This window comes from Streptomyces sp. NPDC043176 (assembly GCF_056436715.1).
In genome coordinates, this window is record NZ_JBWKCA010000002.1 from 114,941 (window position 1) to 140,937 (window position 25,997).

18 protein-coding genes are annotated in these 25,997 nt (G+C 69.2%); 13 read left to right on the top strand and 5 right to left on the bottom strand.

Going from position 1 to position 25,997, the window contains the following annotated elements:
* The first annotated feature begins 25 nt into the window (after positions 1-25).
* Positions 26-832, top strand: coding sequence for a helix-turn-helix domain-containing protein (locus tag AC067A_RS03180; RefSeq protein ID WP_391074155.1), 807 nt, complete (start codon positions 26-28; stop codon positions 830-832).
* Positions 833-1,350: 518 nt separating this feature from the next.
* On the opposite strand, the gene AC067A_RS03185 is transcribed toward AC067A_RS03180, so the two are convergent.
* From AC067A_RS03185 to AC067A_RS03195, 3 genes are all read right to left on the bottom strand, one after another.
* Positions 1,351-1,647 (bottom strand): hypothetical protein, encoded by a 297-nt coding sequence (locus AC067A_RS03185; RefSeq protein WP_391074158.1) that lies wholly within the window; start codon positions 1,645-1,647, stop codon positions 1,351-1,353.
* 681 nt (positions 1,648-2,328) lie between these two features.
* Positions 2,329-3,282 (bottom strand): FAD-dependent oxidoreductase, encoded by a 954-nt coding sequence (locus AC067A_RS03190; RefSeq protein ID WP_478613767.1) that lies wholly within the window; start codon positions 3,280-3,282, stop codon positions 2,329-2,331.
* A 10-nt stretch (positions 3,283-3,292) separates the two neighbouring features.
* A complete protein-coding gene (locus AC067A_RS03195; RefSeq protein WP_478613769.1) occupies positions 3,293-4,738 on the bottom strand; it encodes a carph-isopro domain-containing protein in 1,446 nt (481 codons plus the stop codon).
* A gap of 206 nt (positions 4,739-4,944) precedes the next feature.
* Between AC067A_RS03195 and AC067A_RS03200 the strand changes: the two genes are divergently transcribed.
* The 9 genes from AC067A_RS03200 to AC067A_RS03240 are packed head-to-tail and all read left to right on the top strand — an operon-like array spanning position 4,945 to position 14,204.
* A complete protein-coding gene (locus tag AC067A_RS03200) occupies positions 4,945-5,469 on the top strand; it encodes an ATP-binding protein (RefSeq protein WP_391074167.1) in 525 nt (174 codons plus the stop codon).
* Positions 5,470-5,512: 43 nt separating this feature from the next.
* Positions 5,513-6,826, top strand: coding sequence for a glycosyltransferase family 4 protein (locus tag AC067A_RS03205; protein WP_478613773.1), 1,314 nt, complete (start codon positions 5,513-5,515; stop codon positions 6,824-6,826).
* Positions 6,823-7,821, top strand: a complete 999-nt coding sequence (locus tag AC067A_RS03210; protein ID WP_478613775.1) for a D-2-hydroxyacid dehydrogenase — start codon at positions 6,823-6,825, stop codon at positions 7,819-7,821. The genes AC067A_RS03205 and AC067A_RS03210 overlap by 4 nt, the downstream gene beginning before the upstream one ends.
* A 3-nt stretch (positions 7,822-7,824) precedes the next feature.
* Positions 7,825-8,934 (top strand): radical SAM protein, encoded by a 1,110-nt coding sequence (locus AC067A_RS03215; protein ID WP_478613778.1) that lies wholly within the window; start codon positions 7,825-7,827, stop codon positions 8,932-8,934.
* A complete protein-coding gene (locus tag AC067A_RS03220; protein ID WP_478613781.1) occupies positions 8,934-10,049 on the top strand; it encodes a hypothetical protein in 1,116 nt (371 codons plus the stop codon). The genes AC067A_RS03215 and AC067A_RS03220 overlap by 1 nt, the downstream gene beginning before the upstream one ends.
* A gap of 16 nt (positions 10,050-10,065) precedes the next feature.
* A complete protein-coding gene (locus AC067A_RS03225) occupies positions 10,066-10,863 on the top strand; it encodes a radical SAM protein (RefSeq protein ID WP_478613784.1) in 798 nt (265 codons plus the stop codon).
* Positions 10,864-10,885: 22 nt separating this feature from the next.
* Entirely contained in the window at positions 10,886-12,601 is a 1,716-nt protein-coding gene (locus tag AC067A_RS03230) for a carbamoyltransferase C-terminal domain-containing protein (protein ID WP_478613785.1), read from the top strand.
* A gap of 5 nt (positions 12,602-12,606) precedes the next feature.
* Positions 12,607-13,221 carry an HD domain-containing protein gene (locus tag AC067A_RS03235; protein ID WP_478613787.1) on the top strand — a complete coding sequence of 205 codons (615 nt, stop codon included), beginning with the start codon at positions 12,607-12,609 and terminating at the stop codon, positions 13,219-13,221.
* The gene (locus tag AC067A_RS03240) at positions 13,218-14,204 is read left to right on the top strand and encodes a glycosyltransferase (protein ID WP_391074187.1); all 987 of its coding nucleotides are present in this window, start codon (positions 13,218-13,220) and stop codon (positions 14,202-14,204) included. Before AC067A_RS03235 ends, AC067A_RS03240 begins: the two co-directional genes overlap by 4 nt.
* 7 nt (positions 14,205-14,211) lie before the next feature.
* On the opposite strand, the gene gltX is transcribed toward AC067A_RS03240, so the two are convergent.
* Entirely contained in the window at positions 14,212-15,588 is a 1,377-nt protein-coding gene (gltX, locus tag AC067A_RS03245) for a glutamate--tRNA ligase (RefSeq protein ID WP_478614588.1), read from the bottom strand.
* 605 nt (positions 15,589-16,193) lie between these two features.
* Between gltX and AC067A_RS03250 the strand changes: the two genes are divergently transcribed.
* Positions 16,194-16,673, top strand: a complete 480-nt coding sequence (locus AC067A_RS03250) for an NUDIX hydrolase (RefSeq protein WP_478614591.1) — start codon at positions 16,194-16,196, stop codon at positions 16,671-16,673.
* On the opposite strand, the gene AC067A_RS03255 is transcribed toward AC067A_RS03250, so the two are convergent.
* Positions 16,661-17,215, bottom strand: coding sequence for an HD domain-containing protein (locus AC067A_RS03255; protein WP_391074189.1), 555 nt, complete (start codon positions 17,213-17,215; stop codon positions 16,661-16,663). The genes AC067A_RS03250 and AC067A_RS03255 overlap by 13 nt on opposite strands.
* A 299-nt stretch (positions 17,216-17,514) precedes the next feature.
* Between AC067A_RS03255 and pglW the strand changes: the two genes are divergently transcribed.
* Positions 17,515-22,182, top strand: a complete 4,668-nt coding sequence (gene pglW, locus AC067A_RS03260) for a BREX system serine/threonine kinase PglW (RefSeq protein WP_478613791.1) — start codon at positions 17,515-17,517, stop codon at positions 22,180-22,182.
* 63 nt (positions 22,183-22,245) lie between these two features.
* On the top strand, positions 22,246-25,989 hold the full coding sequence (gene pglX / locus AC067A_RS03265) for a BREX-2 system adenine-specific DNA-methyltransferase PglX (RefSeq protein WP_478613794.1): 3,744 nt from the start codon (positions 22,246-22,248) through the stop codon (positions 25,987-25,989).
* Positions 25,990-25,997: the final 8 nt, after the last annotated feature.

Sequence of the window (25,997 nt, forward strand, 5' to 3'; positions counted from 1 at the left end):
TCCCGCTATTAGTTCTGGATTCAACATGGCATCCGAGCGCCCCAAGGGGAGCAGCCACGCAGAGCGAGTGATCCGGGTCATACAGGCATTCGCCGAGCTCCCCGGAGACACGCATTCGCTGAAAGCCATTTCCGAGCACACGGAATTGGATCCTGCGGTGGTTCACCGCATTCTCGCGGCCCAGGTGGCCGCCAAATGGGTCGAGCGCGTAGGCCGCGGCAAGTACCGGCTCGGCAGTCACGCGGCCCGCGCCGGGATGCAGGCGATGGCCGGCATGTATGACGGCCTGGACCAGCACGAGATCCTCGTCGACCTGCAAGCGGACTGCGGCGGCCTCGTCCTCTTCTACAGCCTCGCCTCCATCGGCGCGCGCCGCGTCTGCACCGACTACGCGATCGGCAACTACTGCCCGGACGACTTCGGCATGACCGCGTACGACATCTTCACTGCCGGCTGCTCCCTGCGCACCGGCGCCTCCGGACGCGCCCTGCTCGCCTACGTCCCCGAGAGCCTTCGGGAGATCGCGCTCGCCGAACCCATCCCCGAGACCGCAGGCCCGGGCGCACTCGGCAACGACGACCTCCTCGCGACCCTCGACGGAATCCGCGTGCTGGGCTACGCCGTCGGACGCCAGGAGTGCCTGCCCGGTTGGGACTCGGTCGCGGCCCCGGCCCTGTGGGGCGACACGGCACTCGGCGTTGTCCTGCTCCTCAAACCCCTGAGTGATATCCCGAACGACATTACCGATTACATCGACCAAGTTCTGGGAGCCGCCCAGCTCATCAGCCTGGCGGCCACCCAGGGTGGCCGGAACCCCCAGCTAGTCGCCTGACCACGAGAAAGCGCAGCCGCACCGTGCCCTTCTTCACTCACGTCCAGACCGCAGACGAAGCCCAGGCCCTCATAGCAGATCTCGCAGGCACGGGCCTGCACCGTCTCGACGCGCTCGGACGTCACCTAGGCCCCGTCCGACTCGGCCTCGATCCAGAACACAAGGAGATCTGGTGGGCTGTGCCCGACCGTGAGGCATGGGCTGTGGAGTCGACGACACCAGGCCGGTTCCTCGACCTCATCAGCGAGCGTGCTGATCCAGCCTGGGCTGATGAACCCCTCGCGCGTGCCGATTACCAGCGCATCCTCGACACGCTCATCCCGTCTGTAGGATCCACACGGCATGCGGGGCGGCTCGGCGCCAGGCATAACGGCTGAGGACGCCGCCGCCTTGGCGGCTACGCGTCACCACCAGGGCACCCTCCCTGTCGGCGGCGCAGCACCCCCTGGGCTGGGTTCGCCATACTGGCCGCCTCGGCCAGAATGCCAGCCTCTTCGTGGCCCACCGCTCCCTGGATGTCAGTCTTCGTCGGTGGCTGCCTGTTCCTCGACCTTGGCATCCTCTACCATCCGCTCGATTTCCGTCTCGACTCGACGCAGCTCGTCGACCACCAGACCCCACGCCCGCCCGTGCAGCTCTTCTGGCACCTCGTCCTGGATGAACTGCGACAACCGGCAAATCTGCATCTCGGCGTCGTACTCGCTCGCGATCGTCGGCGAGGTCGCCACGGCCCACACCAACCGGCCGACCGCCGCGACCCCCCGGCCGATGCCGCCGAGCACCGCCCCGAAATCCGGCACTGTCCCCTCCTCCATCTTCAGCAGTCTGTCGATTCTGACTGTGCCGGCCAGCGCCGTCCCAACCGTCCCAGGCAGATGGTGACGGACGCACGGCATGAAGGCCACTCAGCAGCCTGCGGATTCCTGCTCTGTGGCCTCTTCCAGACCTTGGCAGGTAGGAGCGCTACCAAGAGATGGGGCCGGCGAGTTCGGTGACGAGCTGGCGACCGGCCTGGAAAATGCCGAGGAGGACGCCGGCCTAGTGGAGCCCCTGGAGCTGCTCGGCTGTGGGCGGCGCCCAATCGAAGAGTTCCAGGGCCTGCTTTGGGGTGGCCAGGATCCGGACGTAGGTGGGTCCGATAGCTGGATCGACAGGGGTGGGGCCGAGGCTCGTGGGGTGGCGGTGTAGCGGACGCGCGCACAGGGTTCGTCGGGGGCGTACAGGTACCCGAGGTACCGGGTGCCGGCGAGCTCGGCCGCGGCCTCCTTACGGGCTTCACGGATCAACGTTGTCTCGGGGTCTGCGTGATCCGTCCGTGGGTTCCGGTGTGACGCGGGGCAGCCAGGCCGCGCCGGTGCCGGGTCGAGGAGGGCGAGGACACGCCCGTCCGGGACGAAGGCCCACGCCCAGGACTGGCGAACCGTGGGGCCGTCGGGGACGTCTGCTCCTTCAAGGCGCTGGGAGGAGCGAGAGACGTATCGACCAGCGACCTGAGGTCACTTCAGGTCAAGCAGCATCCGAGCCTCCTCGGCGCAGCCCCACGAGAGCGTGACGCCAGCACCCCCGTGCCCATAGTTGTGTACGACGACGGTGCCATCCTTCCGACGCTCGGCCTCCACGCGGACTGCGGAGCGGGTCGGGCGGGCGCCGATCCGGTGTTCCAGGACGCGGGCCTCAGCAAGGCGGGGTTCGACCTCGGCGCAGCGGGCCTGGATGTTGGCCGCAGCCGTGTCGTCGGGGGCGAGGCTGCCTTCGCCGTCGATAGCCGTACCGCCCAGGACGACCGTGTCGCCATGAGGGTAGAAGCACAGCAGGTCCGGAGAGAGGCCGGTGTCCTCGGAGAAGAACTCGGTCAGCCCCGGGTTGGTGACAACGACGTGCTGGCCGCGGATGGGCCGAAGGTCATGGTCCGGGACCAGTTCCTGGGCACCCAACCCCGTGCAGTTGACGATCACGGAAGCAGGCGCGGCGTCCGTGAGCGAGGCCAGGCGCCGCCGCTCGACCGTTCCTCCAGCGGCGTCGAGCCGGCGCAGGAGGTAGCCGAGGTAGGTGGGCATGTCGATCAGCGGCACAGTGAATCGGTACCCGGCGGTGAACCCTGCCGACAGTTCGGCCGACTTGCACGGTCGGAAGCCGGGCAGAATGGTGGCCCAGTCCGGCGGGGCTTCGGCCGTGCGGGATGCCTCGATGCCGCTGGTGAGCCGGACGCCTGTGGCCGGGCCCTCGGCCAGCTTGCGGAAGATCTCCAGGGATCGTTGTCCCCACTGGTCGACCTTGTCCTTGGGCTCGACCAGGTATGGCCCCCACATCGCCCCGGCGGCCAGTGAGGTGACGCCCGGTACCTGCTCGGCGATCACGTGCACCGAGGCTCCTGCCTCGGCGAGAACGACGGCGGTGGTGAGCCCTGCCACCCCAGCCCCGACAACGACAACGCGCTCCCCTGCGGTCATGATCCTGACCCTAACGGCCGGGTTGCGTCGACGGGGCGTGTTCGGCAAGGGCGTGCTCCAGGGTCGGCAGGAAGCTGCGCACGTGGGCGTTGCGCTGTCGGCGGCGTAAATCTGCGGCGAGCTGGTGGAGCAGGGCCGCGCTGCGTGGCGAGCGCACGACGTTGAGGCGGTCAGCGACGATCTGGCCGATCTGGCAAGCGGCCTCCAGGTCACCATGAGCGCTGTGGCCCAGGGCCAGCCAGGCCCCTTCGAACATGGCCCTGCGTTGGCTGGGGTCGCCGCGCGGGACGTCGTACGCCCCGGAACGCAGCATCTCCGCTCCCTGGGCGAGGAAGCGCCGTCCCCTCGTGCCACCGTCCGCCTTCAGCCGGGCGCGCCCCATCTGGATGAGGCCATAACCGGCCTGACAGTCCAGGTGGTTGTCGGTGAGGAAGTACATCCAGCGAGGCTCCTCCTGGCCGCCGTCCCGGCTGGCGATCAGGTCACGGGCGGCCCCGCGGGTGTGGGCGAAGTCGTTGTCGCGGCCGGCGGTGGCGTACGCGTACGCGAGCCGGGACAGGACGGATGCCCGTACGGCCGGCGGGGCGGCGTCGCTGGCGCGGCGGGCGGCCTCGCCGAGGGCGATGGCGTCCGCCGGGTGGCCCCGGCTCGCGGCCTGGAAGGAGAGGTCGCCGAGGATGTGGGCGCAGAGGGGCAGGTCGTTGACCTGGTGTGCTGCCCTCAACGCGGTGGCGAAGTAGCGCTGCGCCAGACCGTGGTCGGCGGCGTCGAAGGCCATCCAGCCGGCCAGCTGGCCGATCTCCGCGAGCGCGCGGATGAGACGGCTCGCGACGGCGGGAGCGTGACCGCCTTCGCGGATCAGCAAGCCGACCGCACGGAACTGAACACCCACGTATGGGAGATGACGTGCTCCACCGTGCTCGTCGTCGAGGGCGGAGAGCATGGGCAGGTGCTGCTCGACCTGGTCGACGAGCGGATCGGCACCTGCGGACGGCGTGATCCGGGGCGCGTACTGGCCGCGCCCTGCCGTGCCGTCGAGGTACTGGGCGACGATCGCGAGGAGCCCCGCGCCCGAGATCGCGAGGAACCGGCGTCGGTCGACAAGCCCTCCCATCACCCAGTCCTCCACGATCGCCTCCATGCCCTGCACGGTCCAGGGCCGTGCGAGATCCGTGTCGGCCGGAACGAGCGCCGAGGAGTCGCCCACGCGGCCCTGCCAGAGTTCGGCCACCGAGACAGGTCTACCCAGTTCCTGGGAGAGCACGTAGGCGGCCATCATCGGTAACGGCGAGCGCGGCAGCGAGCCCGCGTCTCGCCAGTGGTACGGCGCCGACTCGGCCACCGTCCCCGCTCCGAACACCCTGTTCAGCTTGCGAGCGAGCGCCTTGGGACTCCACCCGAGTTCATCCAGGCACCCCGCCAGTACGGCGTTGGGTTCCCCTGCCTGCGGTGCCACGTGCGACCACCTCTTGCCCCAGTGGTTCATCCATCACTTCTCGCGCTCCCTCATGGTGACGCCCTCGGGCGGCTGATTCACCTCCTTCTCAAGGAAGTTGACCGAGTTGACCCGTTGATCGGGTCCTGAGTGACCGGCCTCCTCCGGTGTTCTTGGATCCCGGCGGACGGCGCCGCCTTCGGTGCCGACGGAGAAAGGGGTGGGCCTTGAGACACCGCACGAGCACCTCCCGAAGCCGTCCGGGCAGTGTCCTGGAGCGCGACGTCGGACAACCGGCCTCCGTCGCCGGACAGGACGACATCGGCAGCGCCGACGCGACCACGCTGATCACGGATCTGCCGTACGGGCCGAAGGCGGCCGAGATCGCCCGGAAGGCCGTGGCGGTCGCCCTCCACGGCACCGAGGCGGACCTCCTCGATGACGCCCGACTGATCACGTCCGAGCTCGCGACGAACGCCTTCGCCTCGGGCAGCCCGCCCCTTGTCCTGTGCGTCGACCGCACGACACCACCCACCGGCGGCCTGGAGGTCGAGATCACCGTCACCGACGGCGGCTGCTCTCACCCCGCACCGTCCTCTCCTCCAGCTCCCGAGGAGGAGGCCGAATCGGGACGAGGGCTGGTCATCGTCGAGGCCCTGGCCGACGCCTGGTCGCTGACGACCGGCACCCACGGCACCCGCGCCTGGTGCCGACTCACCCGCGAGGCCAGCCCGTCGACCGCCAGCACCTGATGCCCACGCCCGCGCTCCCCCGCTTCGAAGGAGGCACCACACGGTGCGCATCGACCATGCCACTCCACCACCCCCGCCCACGGCCGCCGTACCGGAGGCGGTCCGCCGGCCCCGTGTCGTCGTCGCCCTCCACGAGGGCTTCTACGGCGCGGCGTCGGGCACCGGCTTCAGCAACCGCGCCTTCCTCACGGCCCTCGCCCGCCTGCTGCCGCCTGGCCGCCTCTCCGTGATCACCCCGTACGTGTCGGACACGGCAGGAGCGCACGACCGGCGGTGGTCCGGCGAGGTCCAGCAGATGCTGCGGCAGGCCGAGGCCGACGTCATCACGATCCCGGAGGTCCGGGCGGCGCCGGACTCGATCCACGGCTCCGTTCAGCTGTGCGACCTGGCAGGCGAAGCGGCCGTACGCATCGCCGACCGCGCGAGCCGGTGCCTCCTCATCGGCCTCGACATCCCATTCCTCGGGCTGGCCCCCTACACATCGCCGACGACGGATCTACTGCTCGTACCCCGCTCCACGACCGCGCTGACAAGGCCCAGGGACACGTCCCGCGTCCGCTGGGAGCGGGACGCCCTGCGGGCGGCGACCGTCCGAGGCGGGCGGATCGGCGCCATCTCGTCCCACATGCGCGGCCACCTCGTCGTCAGCTACGCCGTACCCCGGGGAAGCATCGTGAGCGTCCCGAACGGGCTGATCCAGGAGGAGATGGCCCCGCCTACGAGCGCGCCGCCCCTGCCGTTCAAGGCCCGCGCCGGGTTCCTTCTCGCCATGGGCCGTGCCGTGCCGACGAAGGGCTTCGACGACCTCCTGGATGCGTTGCACCTTCTCAAGGAGCGCGGGGTCCGCGCCCCGCATCTGGTCCTGGCGGCCGTGACCTCGGACGAACACGAGCGCCCGACCTCGTACCAGGAGGACCTGGCGGCGCGCATCCGCGCGTACGGCCTGGACGCGACCCTGATCACGCGCTTCACCCCCGCGATCCGCGCCTGGCTGCACAACCCGGCCCTGCGTGCGGTCGTCGTCCCCTCGCGAGAGGAGCCCTTCGGGCGCATCCCCCTGGAGGCGTTCGCAGCCGGAGCGGGTCCCGTGGTGGCGACCACGGCCGGCGGGCTGGCCCAGACCGTGGTCGAGGGCGAGACCGGCTTCACCGCCATGCCACGTGACGCCAGGTCTCTGGCCGCTGCGCTCCACCGCGCCCTGACCGTCCTGCCCCACGAACGCGACCGGCTCCGGAGCGCCGGGGCGGCCCTCGTGCGCTCGCGCCACGACTACGAGGCCAGCATCGGCTCCGTCGTCGAACGCCTCGCCCCATGGGCTCTTGTGCCGACGTCCAGCGCGGAGGGCCGAGCGCGATGAACCGGCCGGTCGTGTTGATCAGTCTGGAGTCCCCGCACTCCTTCTGGCGGCTGTCCGCCGAGCACGAGCAGGCCCTGTCCGCCGCCTTCCCCGGTGTCGAGTTCCGTACGGCGCCCGAGGGAGCCGTGCCGCACCAGCTGGCTGAGGCGCACGTCTACTTCGGTTGGACGTTCAAGCCGTCGTGGCTGTTCGGTGCGCCTCATCTGAGGTGGATCGCCTCCCCGGCCGCAGGCACCGACCATCTGCCCGTCGCCGAGGCGTACTCCGTCGGGGTGGCTCTGACCCGCTCGTACGGGTTCCACGGCAGGCCCATGGCCGAGCACGCCATGGGGATAGTCCTGGGCTTCTCACGCGGCTTGTTCATGTGTCAGCTCGCCCAGCGGAACCGGACCTGGTGGAAGGACGACCTGGCCGAGGAGTTCTTCGACCTGGCAGGGGCGACGATGACCATCGTCGGCTGCGGCAGCATCGGCGGACACCTCGCGCGTGCGGCCCGCTCCTTCGGGATGAACGTCATCGGCGTACGGCGGACACCGCCGGTGGCCCCCGAGGGCGAGATCACGTGGATGCACACGTCGGCGGTGCACCAGGCGGTCGCCGTCGCCGACGTGGTGGTCGGTCTGCTGCCCGCCACCCGGGCCACGGACCGCTTCTTCGACCACGACCTCTTCACGGCGTTCAAGCCGAAGTCCGTCTTCCTCAACCTCGGCCGCGCGGCGACCGTCGACCAGGCGGCCCTCCTGGCCGCCCTCAACGCCGGCCACCTTCGCGGCGCCGCCTTGGACGTCTTCGACCCGAAACCGCTGCCCGCCCGACATCCGCTGCGACTCCACCCCCGGGTCGTCCTCACGCCGAAGAGCTCCACGCTCAGCCGCACGTACATGAACGAGGCGGTCGCGTTCTTCGCCGACAACCTGCGCCGATACCTCACCGACCAGCCGCTCAACGGCCTCGCCGAGGTCCCCGCCGCCCGCTCGCCCCTCGTAGGAGGCTGACCGATGCCCACCACACACCACCGCGACTTGGCCGCCGCCTTCACGGCGACCGGCCGCAACCACCCCTACCTCGCCTTCACCCTGAACTCGCTCTGCAACCTGGACTGCGTGTTCTGCAAGCCCCGCTGCATGCCGGACTACGGGCACAAGGACCGCCCCCTGACCGCCTCCGACTACGCGGCCATTGCCGCCGAGGCCGGCGTCTGGAAGATCAAGAAGGCGCACTGCTCCGGCGGGGAGCCGACCCTCCGGGCGGACATCCTCGACGTGATCTCGGGCCTTGCCGACGGCCTCGGACTTGGCGCCGCGATCGGCATGACCAGCCACGGCAACCTGCGCCGCGGCCTGAGCGTCGAGCAGCTCCACGGTGCCGGCCTGACGTACCTCAACCTCAGCCTCCACAGTCTCGACCCCGACCGATCCGCCGAGATCATGGGCGGCGGCGACCCGCGCGTCACCCGGCGCACCCTCGACACCGCCCTCTCCCTCGGCCTGCGAGTGAAGATCAACTGCGTTCTCCAGCGCACCTACCTGGACGACGCCTTCGCCGTCGCCGAACTCGCCCGCGACCTGCCCATCGCCGTCCGGCTGATCGAACTCCAGAACATCGGCCCCGCCCAGGCACTGTTCGACACCGAGTTCATCAACGAGGCCGAGGTCCGCGACCGCCTCCACGAGTGGTTCGCGAACGCCGGCGAGGTCCGCAGGGACGAGCTTGGGGTCCGCAGCCCCGGGCAGTACCTCCGCCCCGACGGCTGGGCGGGCTCGATCGGCTTCATCTCCAACTCCAGCTGCGCCACCTGCTCCGACGCCAACCGCATCAAGATCACGCCCACCGGTGTGGCCCGCCCCTGCATCCTCCACAACCGGGACATCCCTCTGAAGCCCCACCTCGCCGAGGGCACCCTCGACGACGCCTTCGCCCACCTCTTCCAGGCCATGCTCGACCGCAACACCAACGACGCCTGGCAGGGCTTCCACTACGTCGACTACGACCTGCGCTGGGACCGGATGGAGCGCCCCGAAGGCACTCCCGTCCTGCCCGTGCTGCCGCTGCTCACCACGGACGCTGCCCGGCCCGCCTGCGCCCGCGCCTCCTCGCGGGAACGGTGATGGCGGTGATCGAAGCACCGTCCCTCTACCTCGGGCTCGGAGCGCTGTACGAACGCGAGCTGGACGCCCACAGCGTCGGCGCGGTGATGCTCACCCACAAGTGGCAGCCAGCCGACCTGCTAGCCCCGCACTCCGACATCGACGTCCGGGTGCTCCTCTCCCAGGCCCCGGCGGACTGGGAGGAGTGGAACCACCGTCTGGCCGCCGCGCACACCGCCGCGGTCGGCCGGGAGTTCTCCCACCGGCGTCTCTTGGAGCATCCGCCCGGCTTCGCGTTCACCGTGGCCGAGGCAGACGGGCGGCACGTCTCCGCACCCGAACTCGCGACCTGGTCGCTGATCAGCGGGAGCGCCCGGGACTTCCAGCGTTGGAAGTCCCGGGCTCAGATGGCGCCGTGGTGCGACGTCGACGAGCGGTTCTACCGGGGCATCCTCCACGGGCGACTGGGCGGCCGGTACCAGCTGGCGGCGGACAGCATCGACAACGTGGTGGAGGACATCGTCGCCTACCGACGACACTGCGCGGCCTGGCACTACCTGGCCCCCTGCTGGTTCGCCGCAACCGCGCTCGCGACACGGACGCGCTGCCCAGGCAAGACGGCCGCCCTCACACAGTGGCGGCCGGACGGGCTGGACGGGTACGCCGAGCTGTTCCTCGGGCACGCCGAAGATCGACCCGACGCCCGTCCGCGGAGTCCGCGTCACCTGCTCCGCACGGCCCACGTCGCCCTCGAGGCTGCGATGCGCCGCGTTCCCGCTGCGGGGCCCGCCGGCCAGGGCGAGGAGCACACCCGTACCGACTGGGTGATGACCGCCGGGATGCTCCGCGTCCGTGTCGCCCGCTGGCTGTACTACCTCGAACCGCCGCCCGGCGTGGCGACCGACTACCTGATCCGGCGCGAGGCGAAGGAACTCCGAGCCGCCGCGCACACCCTGAACGCGCTCGCGGCCGACGAGGCCACTCCCACCCAGCGGCTGGCCGCCCGGATGGCGGCGTTGATCCCCACCGGGCCGACCACCGCCGGCACCCTGCGCGCGACCCTCGCGCTCTGGCACCGGCAGAAGTCCACCGTGCAGGACTTCCTCAGCCTCACCCCCGGTGACGTCCATCCCTGACCCAAGGAGTCCCGCCATGCCCGCGCGTGCGCCCCTGCCCCGCATCCTGAAGACGGCCAAGATCAAGATCACGACGAAGTGCAACCGGTCCTGCGACTTCTGCATCTTCGCCGACGGCGCCCAGGGCGAGAACATGTCCCTGGAACTGTTCTCCACCATCCTGGCCAGACTGGAGACCATCCCCTTCCAGCAGCTGCACATCAACGGCGGCGAGCCCACCGTGCACCGCGACTTCCCCGCCCTCAGCGACGCGGCCCGCACCCGCCTGCCGGACAAGGTCATGGTCCTGGGCACGAACGCCATCACCCTGGCCCGCAACAGGCGGATCATGGAGGCCACCCTCCGCTCGTACGACCAGGTCCTCATCGGCTGCGACGACGAGCACGAGAACTACGACGAGGTCCACGCCGTCGTGCCCCACCTCCGCGAGGCCGGCAAGACCGTGGTCATCAACAGCGTCTTGGAAGGCATCAGTTCCACCCGCCTCGCCCAGCTTGCAAGGCTCTGCGACACGTACGGCGCCATCCACGTCACCAACCACGTGCACCACGTCGACGTCGGCCAGCCGGCCAACGAGCTGCGCGGCATCTGCGACCGCTACCTCGACCAGCACCTGATGATCGAGATGGACGGGTCCTGCTACCGCTGCTTCAACGCCATGGCGAAAGACGACAGCGAATTCAGCATCTGGGACGAGGACTTCGCGGCCAAGGTGTTCGCGCCTCGAGGCCACCACTTCCGGTTCTGCCTGCGCTGCCACGAGTACACCGACTCCGGCGCCGCCATCCTCCCCACCTCGGCCCTCACCGTCTGACCCAGACCGGAGGTACACGACCATGCCCGCAGTCCTCGGACTGAACTTCCACCACGACACCAGCGCCGCCTTACTCGTCGACGGCCGCCTCTACGCGGCCGAGGAGGAACGCTGGAGCGGCGTCAAGCACAACCACCCCACCCGCAAGGGCACGCTCACCGCCCCGACCCGCGCGCTCCAGTGGTGCCTGGAGGCCGCCGGCCTCGAACCGCAGGACATCGACGCCGTCTGGGCCGCCTCCATGCGCCCCAACCCCGCCGCCGGCTGGTGGCTGGCCGAGGAGCGCGACGAACTCGCCACCCTCCTGCCCGCCCCGCTCGGCGAACACCTCCGCCTGCTCTCCCACCACACGGCCCACGTGCTCTCCGGCTACCTGCTCTCGGGCCACGACCACGCGGCCGGCCTCGTCATCGACGCCGGCGGCTCCTCCCTCGGCTCCGACTTCGGCCCGCGCCGCGAGCGCATCACCGGGTACGACCTGCGACCCGATTGCATCGACCGCCTCCACCAGGCCATGCCGACCATCGTGCCCAGCCCGGCCGGCCCCCGGCGCGTCCACTCCTCCCTCGGGCACTTCTACCGGAACCTCGCGCGGCGGGTGATCCCGCCCGGCGACGAGCCCGAGGGCAGCATGATGGCGCTCGCGGTCTTCGGCGATCCCCAGCGCTACGGAGCACAGATCCGCGAGCTGGTCCGGCTCGGCGACGACGGCGAGGTCCACATCGATCACCCCTGGGGCTCGGCGGACAGCAGCACACCGCTGCTGCTCGGCGGCCGGGCCTGGACCGCCGATAACGTCGCGGAGCAGCCGGAACACAAGCGGGCCGACCTGGCCGCCGCCGTCCAGGAGGTCTTCGCCGAGTCCGTCGTCCACATCGCCCGCCACCTGCAACGACTCACCAGGGCCTCGACGTTGGTGTTCTCGGGCGGGTGCGCCCTGAACTCCCACCTCAACGGCCAGCTGGCCGCCGACAGTGGCTTCGACACCCTCTTCGTCGCACCAGCCCCGCACGACGCGGGCACCGCCGTGGGCGCCGCGCTCTACGGCTGGCACTACCAGCTCGGCCAGGAGCGCCTCCCGGTGCCGACCGACGCGGCCTGGGGCCCGCACCCGGACGTCCTACCGGCGGCTGCGGTGCCGCCCGGATACCGTTCGTTGCCCGATCTCGGCCCGGGTCTGGCGCCGACGGTGGCCGCACTGCTCGCGGACCACCACATCGTCGGCTGGGTGCAGGGACAGCTCGAGTTCGGCCCGCGGGCCCTTGGCCATCGCTCGATCCTCGCCCACCCCGGCCACACTGCCACGCGTGACCGGCTCAACGCGATCAAGAAGCGAGCCGCATACCGCCCCTTCGCGCCAGCGGTCCTCGCCGAGCACGCCACGGAGTGGTTCATGTCCGCGGGCGACCCCTTCATGAACCGCGTCGCCCGTGTCCGCCGATGCCGAGCGGACCGCATCGCCGCGATCACCCACCACGACGGCACCGCCCGCGTGCAGTCCGTCGCCCCCGATCACCAGGGCCTGCGCGCACTCCTGGAGCAGTTTCACGAGCGCACCGGACTGCCGCTGCTGCTGAACACCTCCTTCAACCGCAAGGGCACCCCGATCCTGCGGACCGCCGAGCAGGCCGTTGTAGTGGCGGCAGACCTTGGCCTCGACGCCCTGGCGGTCGGCGACACCCTGCTCCTCGCCGACCACGTGCCCGACCCCCGTGCTACGGCCCCCCGTACGAGGTGAAGCGGATGAACCACATCGACCTGGACCACGTCCTGACCGTGCTCGGCGCCGCCGCGTGGAGCACGGACGAGCAGTCCCGTGCCCGCGTGGCCGGCGCCCTCGCCCTCACCGTCTACGACGGCCACACCCGCGACCAGGGCACGCCCTACCTGGAACACCCGCTCGCCATCATCACGCTGCTCGCCACGGAGATCAGGGTCAGCCAGGTCGAGATCCTTCTCCTTGCTCTCCTCCACGACGCCCTGGAGGTGGCCCCTGAATCGGAGGCGCTGCTCGTCCAGCACCTCGGCGCCCCGTTCGCCGACCGCCTGCGGGCAATGACGGCCGACCACCGCCTCGAACAGCGCCCCAAGGCCGCTGGCGACGAAACCCGCTGGCGCTTCAAGCAGGCCGCGCTCCCACCCGAGGACCTCCTCGTTCGGCTCGCCGACCGTCTCCACAACCTGCGCGATCTCGCCGCCTCGCCCAACCTCGACAGGCGCCGACGGTTCCTCCGAAGCCTGCAGGACTTCTACCTGCCGCTCGCCGGCGCCGCCCGCGGCCTCAGCCCCCACCTGGAGGCCATGTACACGCTGCTCCACGCCGAGTACGTCCGACACCACCAGGAGGTACGTCCGTGAAGCGGGTCGTCTACTCAATGGAGCCGGTCGGCCGGACCGGCGGCCGGGTCTACCTGCGGATGCTCCACGAGGCGACGGCCGACGACGTGGAGTGGCGCACGGTCCCGGACCACAAGCGCACCTACCGTGTCCGCCGCTGGCGCAAGCTCCGCCACCTCGCCCGCCTGGCCCCGGCCATCCGGGCGCTCGACAGCACCACCGGCACCTTCATGTGGGACGACCTGAGCCTGTTGCTCTTCACGCCAGAGATGCGGGCCCGCACGGTATTTCTCCTGCACCACTACGAGCCGCTGCAGCACGACTCCGCCCCGGTCGAGCCCATGCTCTGGGAGCACCTGTTCCGCGTACTGCCCCAGTGCGCCGCCGTGGTCTGCGTCGCCCCCTACTGGGCCGACTTCCTCCAGGCCCGAGGCGTCCGCAACGTCCGGGTGATCTACAACGCCTTCGACATGACGGAGGTCGAGCGGGCCCGCGGCTTCGACCGGACCGAGTGCCGCGCAGAGTTCGGTCTGTCGCCGGACGTGATCGGCGTGTACGCGGGCAAGGCCGTGCACTGGAAGGGCACCGAAGAGGTCTCGGCGACCCTGGCCGGCGCGCCCGGGCTGCGGGTGATCACCAGCGGCAGCAACACCATCGGCTTCGACGGCGCCCACTACGACGTCGACCGCGAGCGGTACCTCCGGCTGCTGTGCGCGTGCGACGTCGGCGTCTTCCTCCCCCAGATGCGGGAGGGCTGGAGCCGCTGCGCGGCCGAGGCCCTACTGCTCGGCCTGCCCTGCCTGATCCGCCCGGTGGCCGGCCTGGGCGACCTCGCCACGCTGACCGGCCAGCCGGCCCCGGACCTCGGCCGACTGCCTGCGCAGGTCCGGGAACGCGCGGCCGCGCGTCAGACGGAGACCAAGGCAACGTACGAGGCCCTGGCCCGGTTCGATCTGAACTACTTCGGCAACGCCTGGGGCGACCTTCTCGCGAAGGTCGCCTGAACGGCGGCTACGCCTGCGCGGCGGCCAGCTTCTTCGCCGCCGCGTCCAGACGGGCCAGCACGCGGTCCCGGCCGAGCAGCTCCATGGACTCGAACAGCGGGAGTCCGATCGTGCGGCCGGTGACCGCGACCCGGATAGGCGCCTGGGCCTTGCCCAGCTTGAGGCCGTGCTTCTCGCCGACGGCGAGGAGGACGGCCTTCAGGTCGTCCGCCTTCCAGTTCGCGACGGTGGCGAACTCTGCGCGAGTACCGGACAGGATGTCTCCGGCGCCAGCCTTCATCGCCTTGTTCCACGACGCCTCGTCCTCGACCGGCTCGTCGAGGAACAGGAAGTCCACGTAGCCGATGATCTCCGACAGCAGCGCGATCCGGGTCTGAGCCAGCGCCGCCGCCACCTCGAACACGTCCTTGTCGAACGCCTCCGGGGCCCACGGCGCGTGCGGAGCGACGAGCCACGGCGCGCAGGCGTTGACGAACTGTTCCGGCGAGAGCGCGCGGATGTAGTCGCCGTTGAACGCCGTCAGCTTCTTCACGTCGAAGAAGGCCGGCGCCGTGTTGACGTCCTCGATCCGGAAGAGCTGCTCCAGCTCCTCGTACGGCATGATCTCCCGGTCGTCACCAGGGCCCCAGCCCAGGAGCATGAGGTAGTTCACCATCGCCTCGGGCAGGAAGCCCTCGGCGAGGTAGTCCTCCAGCGCGACCTTGTCACGGCGCTTGGACAGCTTCTGCCGCTTCTCGTTCACGATCACCGGCAGGTGCGCCCACACCGGCGGCTTGGCGCCGAGCGCCTCCCACAGCAGCTGCTGCTTCGGCGTGTTCGACAGGTGCTCCTCACCGCGGATGACCTGCGTGATGCCCTCGTCTAGGTCGTCGACGACGTTGGCGATCAGGAAGACCGGGGACCCGTCACCGCGGGCGATCACGAAGTCCTCGATCGCGCTGTTCGGGAACGCCGGCTCCCCGCGGATCAAGTCGACCACGACGGTCTCGCCCTCGTCCGGCGTCCGGAACCGCAGCGCCCGGCCCTCCTCGAAGGCCAGCCCCCGCTCCCGGCAGAACCCGTCGTACCCGAGGTGGTCCGACCCGGTGCGTTCCTTCAGCTGCTCCCGGGTGCAGTCGCAGTAGTACGCCCGGCCGGCCGCGAAGAGCTGCTGGGCCGCTTCCCGGTGCCGGTCGGCGTTGTGCGACTGGAAGTACGGTCCTTCGAAGGCCGTGTCCTCGCCGTGGATGCCGATCGCCGCGAGCGCGTTGATGATTCCGTCGATCCACTCCGGCTTGTTCCGGGCCGCGTCGGTGTCCTCGATCCGCAGGACGAACGTGCCGCCGGACTGTCGCGCCACGGCCCAGTTGTAGAGAGCGGACCGTGCACCACCGACATGGAACATGCCGGTCGGGGACGGGGCGAAACGAACGCGAACCGGAGCAGTAGACATGCGCTCCAGGGTACCGACGCAGGACACCCCCTCTGGACCACCCCGCCCGCCCCCGCACCGTCGTTTTCTGGCCGCCTTCGCCCTCTACTCATGTCTCCTTCCATCTCTCCCGATGCCGCCGGTCCCCTTGTCCCAGGCCGTTTACCGTGCCGAGCGACAGCAGCGAGGCCCCGCTGTTCCACAGGCCCGAGGTGATCGCGATGGACGGCGAGGATGTCGTTCGTCGTGGCGAACTTCTCAGCTGGCCCGCTGAAGTGCGTGGCCACAAAGATCGCAACGCCGACCTTGAAGCGCGCTTTCGCACCGAGAGGAATCGGCGACACGCTCGCGGCGAAGATCGCCTCCCTGACCTACTACCGTTCCCGTCTGGGCAAGCCGGGGTGCGAGGTACGGCTGCACGACACCACCCTGTGCACCTCGCTCTTCCTCTACGACGAGAACCTGCTGGTCAATCCTCACGTGTGGGGGTGCCCGGCCAGCGCCAATCCGCTGCTTCACCTCCGGCAGGGCACCGAAGGCGGCTGGTTCGACAACTACGCTCAGAGCTTCGACGCCGTCTGGGCCGCGCACGGCCGTGGACTGAGTACTACAACGATCCCGACGCCCCCAAGGCCAACACCCTCATCCCCGCCAGCAACCTGCTGGTCGTCGACGACAGCGGTGCCATCCTGCTCCAGCGCCGCCGTGACACGGGCCAGTGGGCGCTGCCCGGCGGCGCACAGGACATCGGCGAGACCGCCGCCGAGTGCGCGGTGCGCGAGTGCCTGGAGGAGACGGGGATCGTCGCCGAGATCACCGGCTTCCTCGGCGTCTACACCAACCCGAACCACATCGTGGCGTACACCGACGGCGAGATCCCCCAGCAGTACGAGAACACCTACATCGGCCGACCCGTCGGCGGCGAGCCCACGATCAACGACGAGGCCGACAGCGTGCGCTTCGTCCAGCCGGCCGACCTCGACCAGTACGACATCCACGCGAGCATGCGCCAGCAGATCGGCGACTACCTCGCCGGCACCTACCCCTACCTCGGCTGAGCCGCCAGCACCGCCTCCACCCGCCCCACGGCGGCGAAGATCTCCGGCGCCGCCCGACGGATGAACCGCCCGACCACGCTGTCGTCCCCGTAGCGGCCAAGGATCTCCGCGACCCGCTCCGCGGCGGTGGTCCGGCCCCCATCGGGCGTGGTCGTCATATCGCAGTAAACGAGCGCGTCCACCAGCAGTGGCTCCTCCAGCAAGGGGAACTCGCCCGCGAGCTCCTCCCGCAGTCCCCGCTCTTCGGCCTCCAGGAGCGCGAACGAGTCATTCGCGACCAGCCGCACCAGCCGCTCGTCGGCCCCGTGCTCGTCCCGAAAGAACCGGGCCCCGTCCAGTGGACAGAACCCGGTTGTGGCCAGGCGCGGCGCGTACCCGACGTCGTGCAGTGTGGCGGCAGCGATGAGGAGGCCGGCGTCCTGGCCGAAAACCTGACTTACTTCGACTGCGAGCTTGGCCACTCCCTTTGTATGCACTGGAAGCGTGCTGCTGAGCTCGGCCTCCGCGACCTGCGTCGCCCATTCCTTGGTGAGACCACCCATTAGAGCTCTCTGCTCGGCGCTTGGCCCGCACGAGCCCCACCATCGATGGCTTCCTACGCCTTCGCGTAACCGGCAGCGCGGGGCCATCACTGACATGCCGTGGCTGAATCTCTACCTGACCTGCGGGAACCCGGTGATCAGGCTCGAAGGGCAAAGACCGCCAGGAAGCCAGCTCTCCCTCTTGCTGTCAGTCCTGCCCTCTAAGATTCATCCAGCGGGGGCAGCCCGACGTTCCTGCGAACGGCGGCAGGGTCGCGGTACGTGCAAATGTGCGCAAATGGACACAGGCGGGGAGTCGCATGCTGGAAGATCGGTGGACGACGGTCACCGAGTCCGAGCACGAGCACGAGCGCCGCGGCCTGGAAGCGATCCGCAGGCGTATGCCGGACGAGGAGCCGTGGCGCGCCTGGTCGAACTTCACGTTCACCGCGAACAGTGGCCATGTCCGCGAGATCGATCTTCTGGTGACAGCACCGGCCGGGGTGTTCCTCCTCGAGCTGAAGGACTGGCACGGTTCGGTACGCGGCGGCGGTAACGACTGGGTGCAGACCACGCCCGGCGGGACTCAGCGGCGACACGGCAACCCTCTGCACCTGGCGAATCGGAAGGCCAAGGAACTGGCCGGCCTGATTAACGACGTCTCCGGTCGGCCCGGGGACCGGCCGAAGATCTGGGTGGGCGAGGCGGTCTGCTTCACCGATGACAAGCTCCGTGTGAACCTGCCCGCCGCCGATCTGAACGGCGTTTTCACGGTCAAGCAGCTCGTGGAAATGCTGGCTGAGCCGCCGGGTGACGCCCGGCGCCGGATAACGGCCGAGACGTCCCGCCGCGTCGACGTGGCCCTGAAGAAGCTCGGCATCGCACCGATCCGCCGCCAGCATGAGGTGGGCTCCTATCTCCTGGACGCGAAGGCGTTCGACTCCGGACCCACCTGGGCCGACTACCTGGGCCGTCACTCCCAGCTGCACGATCTGGCGCGAGTGCGGGTCTTCCTCAGTGAGCGCGGTGCTTCGGACGCCGAGCGGCGTTCGGTGGAGCAGGCCGCTGCTCGCGAGGCATTGGTGCTCAGCCGGTTCCGGCACCCTGGTGCGGTACAGCTGAAGAGTTATCTGCCGTCGGGGCATCCGGCCGGGCCGACGATTCTGTTCGACTACCACCCGGAGACTCTGCGGCTGGACGACTTTCTGGTGCAGCACGGGAAGCAGCTGGACCTGCGGGGTCGCCTCGCGCTCGTACGGCAGCTCGCGGAGACGGTGCGCTCCGCGCACTCCCGCCGTGTCCATCACCGCACACTGTCGGCGCACGCAGTGCACATCATTCCGCGTGATCGCGGCCCGCGCGGGCGGGAGCTCGGCGAGGAGCAGCGCTGGCTGAGCCCTTGGCCGCAGATCGCGGACTGGCAGATCGCTACAGGCCAGAGTGCCAGCCGTGGCCGGCCACTGACCCTGGCTCCTACAAATGTGTCCGGGTTCCACGTCTCGGAGCAGGCCGATCCGTATCTGGCGCCGGAGCTGAGAATTCCGAAGGCCGATCCAGTGCGCCTCGATGTGTACGGGCTCGGTGTCCTCACGTATCTGCTGGTCACCGGGCAGGCGCCAGGCGCAAGCCAGAGCGAGGTCATGGCCCGCCTGGAAGCTGGCGAAAGCCTGCGCCCGAGTGCCTTGGTCGACGGACTCAACCCGGACATCGACGACCTGGTGGAGGCATCCACCGCGTACGAACCGGGCCGTCGCCTGTCCACGGTCGACGACTTCCTGGAGATGCTGGAGTACGTCGAGCAGGCATTCACCGAAAAGGACTCCGTCGGCCCGGCCACAGCCGCAGGCACGGGCGGGGACGGCGGGTCGGGATCGGAAACGGACGAGGATCGGGGCGAGCCGGAGAAGGACCCGCTGGAGGCCGTGGCCGGGGATGTACTGGCCGGGCGCTGGGAGGTTGTTCGCCGGCTCGGCACGGGCTCGACCTCTCGGGCGTTCCTCGTGAGGGATCTCGCGGGCGAGCCGCGGCGCAGCGGCACCCTGCCGGTGGCTGTGTTGAAGGTCGCGCTGAGCGAGGCCAAGCACGCCGTCCTTGACCGGGAGGCCCAGATCTTGGGCCGCATCCACCGGGATTCCAGCATCATCGCGCTGTACGAGCGGGAGCCGATCACTCTCGCGGGACGCCGGGTGCTCGCTCTCGAATACGTCGGCGACAGCCGAGAGTTGAAGGACCAGGACCGTGGTGACGGGAAGGGACCGAGGCGGCGTGAGGACACCGTCGCCCGTCAGCTGCGGGACAACGGCCGCCTGGGCATGGACCAGCTGGAGGCGTACGGGAAGTACCTGTTCGGCGCGGTGGAGCACTTGGAGGCGGAGGGAATCTGGCATCGGGACCTGAAGCCGGACAACATCGCCATCCGGATCCGTCCCAACGGCACCCGACAGTTGGTGCTGATCGACTTCTCGCTCGCCGGATACCCGGCGAAGGAGATCGATGCGGGCACCGAGGGCTATCTCGACCCGTTCGTGGGAGTCATCACGCGCGGCTCGTACGACGGTCATGCCGAGCGGTACGCGCTCGCGGCGACATTGCACGAGATGGCGTCGAACGAGCTGCCCCGATGGGGTGACGGTGCCGTCACAGCCCGGCAGACCGATCCGCAGGAGTGGCCGTACCCGCAGCTCGCCGCCGACGCCTTCGAGCCGGCGGTTCGCGACGGCCTGGTCGCCTTTTTCCGCAAGGCTCTGGCGCGGGACGTGAAGGACCGGTTCTCGGACCTGAAGCCGATGGAGCGTGCCTGGCAGGCAATCTTCCTGGATGCACAGCGGACAACAGCTCCGAGCTCCGGGCACGGTACGGCGGAAAGCGTAGGGACCACGCAGGACGCCGGGCCGCAGATCGGCCGCGAGGACGACGATGCTTCCGTCGAGCAGGTTCGTGACCAGCAGGCGGCCAGGGCTGACCGTACGACGCCTCTGTCCGTGGCAGGTCTGACGCTCTCCGCGCAGTCCCAGCTGTTCGCCATGGGTCTGAACACCGTTGGGGACGTACTGGATTACTCGGCGAGGAAGTTCCTCACTGCGCCGGGCATGGGCTCGCGCACCCGGGAGGAGATCCAGCGCCGGCAGAAGGAGTGGAACCTCCGACTCGGCAAAGCGGCCCCCGCGCCACTCAGCGCGGAAGCCCGCAAGGCAGCCGGCCAGGAAATCACGGAGCTGGAGCAGGCGGTAGCCGAGTCGGTCGCTGCCGGCGGCGGAAATGTCACTGACCCGCAGCTGCTGGGCGCACTGAGCCTGGACGCGCTGGCCGCTCGCCTGGTCCCGAAGCCATCCAGCGGCAATGCCCGCTCCAACGCCAAGGAGCGCGAAGCGGTCCGGCTGCTACTGCGGCTGCCCAACGAGACCGGCAAGCTGCCCGAGGGCCTGGCATGGGTTCGGCAGCGGGACGTCGCCGACGCGGTGGGCCTGACGGCGGGCCGTATCCCGCAGATCGTGAAGAAGGCGCGCGAGCGATGGTACGAGGACGCCGCCCTTGGACTGCTGCGCGAGGTGGTGGTGGAGCTTCTTGCCGAGCGCGGCCGGGTGGCCCCGGTGATCGAGCTCGCCGACGCGCTGATCGCCCGGCGCGGCACCCAGCACGTGGAGCGTCGCGGCCGGCGCGCGCTCGCACTGTCGCTCCTGCGCGCGGTGGTCGAGCGAGAGAGCTACAACAACGAGTCCCCGCCGCTCTTCCGCTACTTCCATGCCCGGATGCCCAAGGGCGCCGATCCGGTGCTCGGCCTGCTCGCCATCGATGTCCGGGAGGGCGTGGACGGCCCGGATACCCCGACGCTGCCCGCTCTGCAGGAATACGCGCTCAACCTGGGCGCGCGAGCCGACCGACTCGCGGACCTGGAATCCCTGCCGACTGCCAGCACCGTCCTTACCGAGCTGGACGCGGTGCGACGGCCGCCGGGAAACCTGGGCTGGGACGAGCGGCGCACCGCCGAGATCGCGGTGGCAGCTTCCAACCGAGCCGCTCTCACCCCCCGACTGGAGATCTACCCGCGCGACCTGGACCTGGTTCGCGCGCTGAGGATCACCCAGGCTGGTGTGGTCGCCGTGCAGTCGGGCGTCGAGGAGGAGCGACTGCCGGGCCTCACGGTTGACGCCCTGCACAAGCGAGTCACGACCCGCTTCCCCGACCTGGGCACAGACCCGCTGGTGCCACGCGAGTTGCCCACGGGCAGCGCACTGGTCCGCCACCTGAAGCAGGCCGGCTTCGAGCTGAAGCTGGCGACGCGTTACGACAAGGTGCTCCGCCTCATCCCGGACCGTCCGGCTGGGGACGCCACCGCCGGCCTGACCTCGGCGAGCTGGGGAGCCTCGGCGGCCCGTCGATCCGCCCCCACCCAATACGACGCGGATGCGGCCGTCGCCGCCGCGGTCAAGGCCGAACAGCGGCTCAGCCACTCGGCGGGACAGGACGGCTTCCGGGTCCTAACGGTGCCCCACCGGGGTGCTGAAGACGCGGTGCGGCACCTGGCGGACGAGCCGTACGGTGTGCAGCCGGTGTCACTGACCGGGCTCTTCGTGAACGAACTGCGCAGTGTGATCGGCGAGGCGGCCAGACCGACCTGGGAGACCGTCCTCAAGGCCGACGCTGCCGAACCCGGAAGCCGGGCTCACCAGCAGCTGCGCATCCGTACAGACAAGGCGTGGGGGCGCATCGAGCCGCAGCTGCGAGAGCGACTGCGGCAGGGGCAGGGACCGCTGCTCCTTACCGACACTGCGGTGCTCGCCCGGTACGACGCGTTGGACCTGCTCGTAAGGCTCGCGGAGGAAGCGCGGCAAGGTGGCAGTCCGCTGTGGCTGCTCGTCGCTCAGTCCGACCCGGCGAAAGCACCGCGGCTGGCCGGGCAGAGCGTGCCGTACCAGGCAGGGTTCGACGAGTGGATCGTCGTGCCCGATGCCTGGGTCGCGCGCAAACACCTCGCACCGGAATCCTGACCCTATTCCCCTCCTGAACCGGCCTTCTTCCGCCCACTCCGATTTCTCCACAGGAGCCGTTCCGTGATCGACCGCAAGAGCCTCCTCGCCGACCTGCAGAAGCAGGTCAAGGCGGCAGAGACCGACCTTGAACAGCAGGTCAAAGCTGTCCCCGAGGTAGGGACGCGGCTGCGCGGTGAGTACGAGCAGGCCCGGAAGCTGGGTCGTACGGCGGCGACGTGGAACGCCTGGCTCGGGGAGCGGATCACCCAGGTTGCGGTGGCCTGGGTGCTCGGCACCGTCTTCGTCCGCTTCAGCGAGGACAACCGGCTGATCGCCGAGCCGTACATCACCGCCCCGGATGTAGCTGGGCGCGAGACCGCGCGGGCGCGGTACGAGGAGTACCTGGAGAAGGACGCCGACCCGACGTACCGAGGCTGGCTGGAGACGGCGTTCGCAGAGCTGGGCGCCGGGCAGGCCGGCCGACTGCTCTTCGACCGCGATCACAACCCGCTCTACCAGATCCCGCTTTCGCACGACGGGGCCGGCGCGCTGCTCGCGTTTTGGCGGGAGCAGCGTGCTGGCGAGGGAGAGCTCAGCGGAGACGGCGATGGCGGTGCCGGCGGCCCTGTTCTCGTACACGACTTCAGCGACCCGCTGAGCGAGGACGGCACCGAGGGATGGGACACCCGGTTCCTCGGCGACCTGTACCAGGACCTGAGCGAGGCGGCCCGCAAGACGTACGCGCTGCTGCAGACGCCGGAGTTCGTGGAGGAGTTCATCCTCGACCGGACTATGACCCCGGCAGTGCGGGAGTTCGGCTTCGAAGAACTGAAGATGATCGACCCGACCTGCGGGTCCGGACACTTCGTACTTGGAGCGTTCCGACGTCTTGTGCGGATGTGGGTCGAGCAGCGGCCCGCGGTGGGCTCGTACGAGCGGGTGCGGGCCGCCCTCGACTCGGTGCACGGGGTCGACCTCAACCCGTTCGCGGTCGCGGTCGCCCGCTTCCGGCTCCTTGTCGCGGCGATGGCTGCTAGCGGCATGCGGACGTTCGAAGAGGCCAGGCAGTACGAGTGGCCGATCCAGCTCGCGGTCGGTGACTCCCTCATCAAGGACCGGCAGTTGGAGCTGCAGTTGGGGCTCGGGCTCGAGGAGGAGGACGGCGGCGGGGCCGGTGACCCGTTGGCCGAGTTCTCCTACGCAACAGAGGACGTGCACGAGTACCCCGGGATCCTGGAGCAGGGGCGGTACCACGTGGTGGTGGGCAACCCGCCGTACATCACGGTCAAGGACAAAAACCTCAACCAGCTGTACCGGGAGCTGTACGACGCCTGCGCGGGGACGTACGCGCTGTCCGTCCCCTTCGCCCAGAGGTTCTTCGAACTGGCCAAGCGGGGCGGGAACGACGGAAATGGCTACGGCATGGTCGGCCAGATCACGGCGAACTCCTTCATGAAGCGCGAATTCGGAACCAAGCTCATCGAGGAGTACTTCGCCCACAAGGTCGAACTCACCGAGGTCATCGACACCTCGGGCGCCTACGTGCCGGGACACGGGACACCGACGGTGATCCTCGTGGGACGGCCGAGGGAAGGAACAAAGCGACAGGCCACGATCCGGACGGTACGGAGCGTACAGGGGGAGCCTTCGGCACCGGAGAAGCCAGAAGACGGGTTGGTGTGGCGGGCGATTGTTGCCCAGATTGACCAGCCTGGGAGTTCTGGACTGTGGGTATCGACAGATGACATGGATCGCAACGATCATTTTGCTCGACAGCCTTGGATTCTCGCTGCGGGTGGTCTCGAAATGGTGCATCAGCTTGATGCAAATTCGATGTCCAGGTTGAGCCGTGAGATCGATGCGATTGGACGCACCACGCACACCGGATTGGATGATGCCTACTATCTCCCAAGCTCGGCAGCGAAGACCTTGGGGATCACAAAAGGCACCGTACCCGTAGTCCTTGGCGATGGCGTGCGAGACTATCTTACTGAAGCTCCAATCGTCACCCTCTTCCCTTACGGACCGAAGGGGGAGGCACGGGAACTCACATCGAGCGAAGAGAAATTCCTGTGGCCTCGGCGAACGGTTTTGAATCGACGCATTGATTTTGGGCAGACGCCGGTTCAGCGCGGCCTGCGCTGGTTCGATCACAGCATGTTCTTCCCGAAGCGTTTCAGTGCCCCTCTTGGAATTGCTTTCCCCTTCGTGGCCACGCACAATCACTTTGCGCTGGATCGGGGCGGGAAGGTTTTCAAACAGACTGCGCCCGTGATCAAGTTGCGGGAGACGGCAACAGAGGAAGAACACGTTCGGCTGCTTGGGCTGCTCAGTAGCTCCACGGCTGGGTTCTGGCTCAAGATGGTGAGCCACGACAAGGGTAGCCAGGGCGTAAACGAGGGCTATAAATCACAGGCGTGGGAGCGGTTCTACGAGTTCACCGGCACCAAGCTCCAAGAATTCCCCCTACCCTCTGAATACCCCACTGCCCTCGCAATCGAGCTTGACGCTTTCGCCCAGCAGCTTTCCATTACGGTCCCCGCCGCCCTTGCCGGTGAGGCCGTCCCCACCGCCACCGCCCTCCGCGAAGCGAAGGCCCGCTTCGACTCAATCCGCGCCCGCATGATTGCCCTCCAGGAGGAATTGGACTGGCAGGTCTATTCCCTCTATAACCTGCACTCCGAAGATCTGCGCCTGCCCGACGCCTCCGCCGTGCCCGAACTCGCCCTCGGCGAGAGGGCCTTCGAGATCGTGCTGGCGAGGCGGGTCGCTGCTGGCGAGGCTAGCGACGAGTGGTTCAAGCGGCATGGGTCCACGCCAATCACGGAGATCCCCGCCCACTGGCCAGCCGACTACCAGGCGCTCGTGCAGAGGCGGATCGAGGTCATCGGGTCGAACCGTGCCATCGGCATGGTCGAGCGTCCGGAGTACAAGCGGCGCTGGTCCACTGAGGGCTGGGAGGTGATGCGACAGCGGGCGTTGAAGTTCTGGCTGCTCGACCGGGTCGAGACCCGCGCGCACTGGTTCGATGCCAGTGGCAACCCGACTGTCACCACCCTCGCTCGCCTCGCCGAAGGTCTCTCCGCCGACGAGGACTTCACGTCCGTCGCCGAGCTGTACGCCCCCAGGCAGGATCTCGCCAAGACCGTGCGGGAGCTGTTGTCAGAGGAGCACGTGCCGTTCGTGTCCGCGCTGCGCTACAAGCCGACCGGGTTGAAGAAGCACTCCGACTGGGAGCAGGTGTGGGAGTTGCAGCGTGAGGAGGATGCTGCGCCCGACGAGCCCGCCAAGCGGAAGGTCCGTGATCGGACGCCCGTGCCAGCGAAGTACAACTCCGCGGACTTCCTGAAGCCGAGCTACTGGCGTGCGCGCGGGAGGCTCGACGTGCCGAAGGAGCGGTTCGTGTCGTATGGCACGGTCAACGCGCAGTCACCGGAGCTGTACGGATGGGCCGGCTGGGACCACCTGGAGCAGGCGCTCGCCCTTGCCTCGTATATCCAGCAGGCGGGGCTCGGCGACGAGGAGATCGTGCCGTACCTGGCCGGGCTGCTTGAGCTGCAGCCATGGCTGGAGCAGTGGCATGGCGAGTACGACCCGGAGTTCGGGGCGTCGCCGGCCGGCGAGATCCTGGCATTCCGGCAGCAGAAGCAGGGCGAGCTCGGGCTGACCGACGACGCTCTGCGGGCCTGGCGCCCGGCCGCGGCCACTCGCGGAGGCGCGAAGAAGGCAGCCGCGCCCAAGAGGCGAACGGGCGCGAAGGCCGCCGCCCAGATGTCCGTCACGGACACCGTCACCGATGCCGTCGCCGGCGCAGAGTCCGACTGATCAGGGCG

What these genes read in the sequence shown, in the direction of transcription:
- AC067A_RS03180 (WP_391074155.1), top strand. Translation starts at nt 26, where the DNA reads ATGGCATCCGAGCGCCCCAAGGGGAGCAGCCACGCAGAGCGAGTGATC.
- AC067A_RS03185 (WP_391074158.1), bottom strand. Translation starts at nt 1,647, where the DNA reads ATGGAGGAGGGGACAGTGCCGGATTTCGGGGCGGTGCTCGGCGGCATC.
- AC067A_RS03190 (WP_478613767.1), bottom strand. Translation starts at nt 3,282, where the DNA reads ATGACCGCAGGGGAGCGCGTTGTCGTTGTCGGGGCTGGGGTGGCAGGG.
- AC067A_RS03210 (WP_478613775.1), top strand. Translation starts at nt 6,823, where the DNA reads ATGAACCGGCCGGTCGTGTTGATCAGTCTGGAGTCCCCGCACTCCTTC.
- AC067A_RS03215 (WP_478613778.1), top strand. Translation starts at nt 7,825, where the DNA reads ATGCCCACCACACACCACCGCGACTTGGCCGCCGCCTTCACGGCGACC.
- AC067A_RS03220 (WP_478613781.1), top strand. Translation starts at nt 8,934, where the DNA reads ATGGCGGTGATCGAAGCACCGTCCCTCTACCTCGGGCTCGGAGCGCTG.
- AC067A_RS03225 (WP_478613784.1), top strand. Translation starts at nt 10,066, where the DNA reads ATGCCCGCGCGTGCGCCCCTGCCCCGCATCCTGAAGACGGCCAAGATC.
- AC067A_RS03230 (WP_478613785.1), top strand. Translation starts at nt 10,886, where the DNA reads ATGCCCGCAGTCCTCGGACTGAACTTCCACCACGACACCAGCGCCGCC.
- AC067A_RS03235 (WP_478613787.1), top strand. Translation starts at nt 12,607, where the DNA reads ATGAACCACATCGACCTGGACCACGTCCTGACCGTGCTCGGCGCCGCC.
- gltX (WP_478614588.1), bottom strand. Translation starts at nt 15,588, where the DNA reads ATGTTCCATGTCGGTGGTGCACGGTCCGCTCTCTACAACTGGGCCGTG.
- AC067A_RS03255 (WP_391074189.1), bottom strand. Translation starts at nt 17,215, where the DNA reads ATGGGTGGTCTCACCAAGGAATGGGCGACGCAGGTCGCGGAGGCCGAG.
- pglW (WP_478613791.1), top strand. Translation starts at nt 17,515, where the DNA reads ATGCTGGAAGATCGGTGGACGACGGTCACCGAGTCCGAGCACGAGCAC.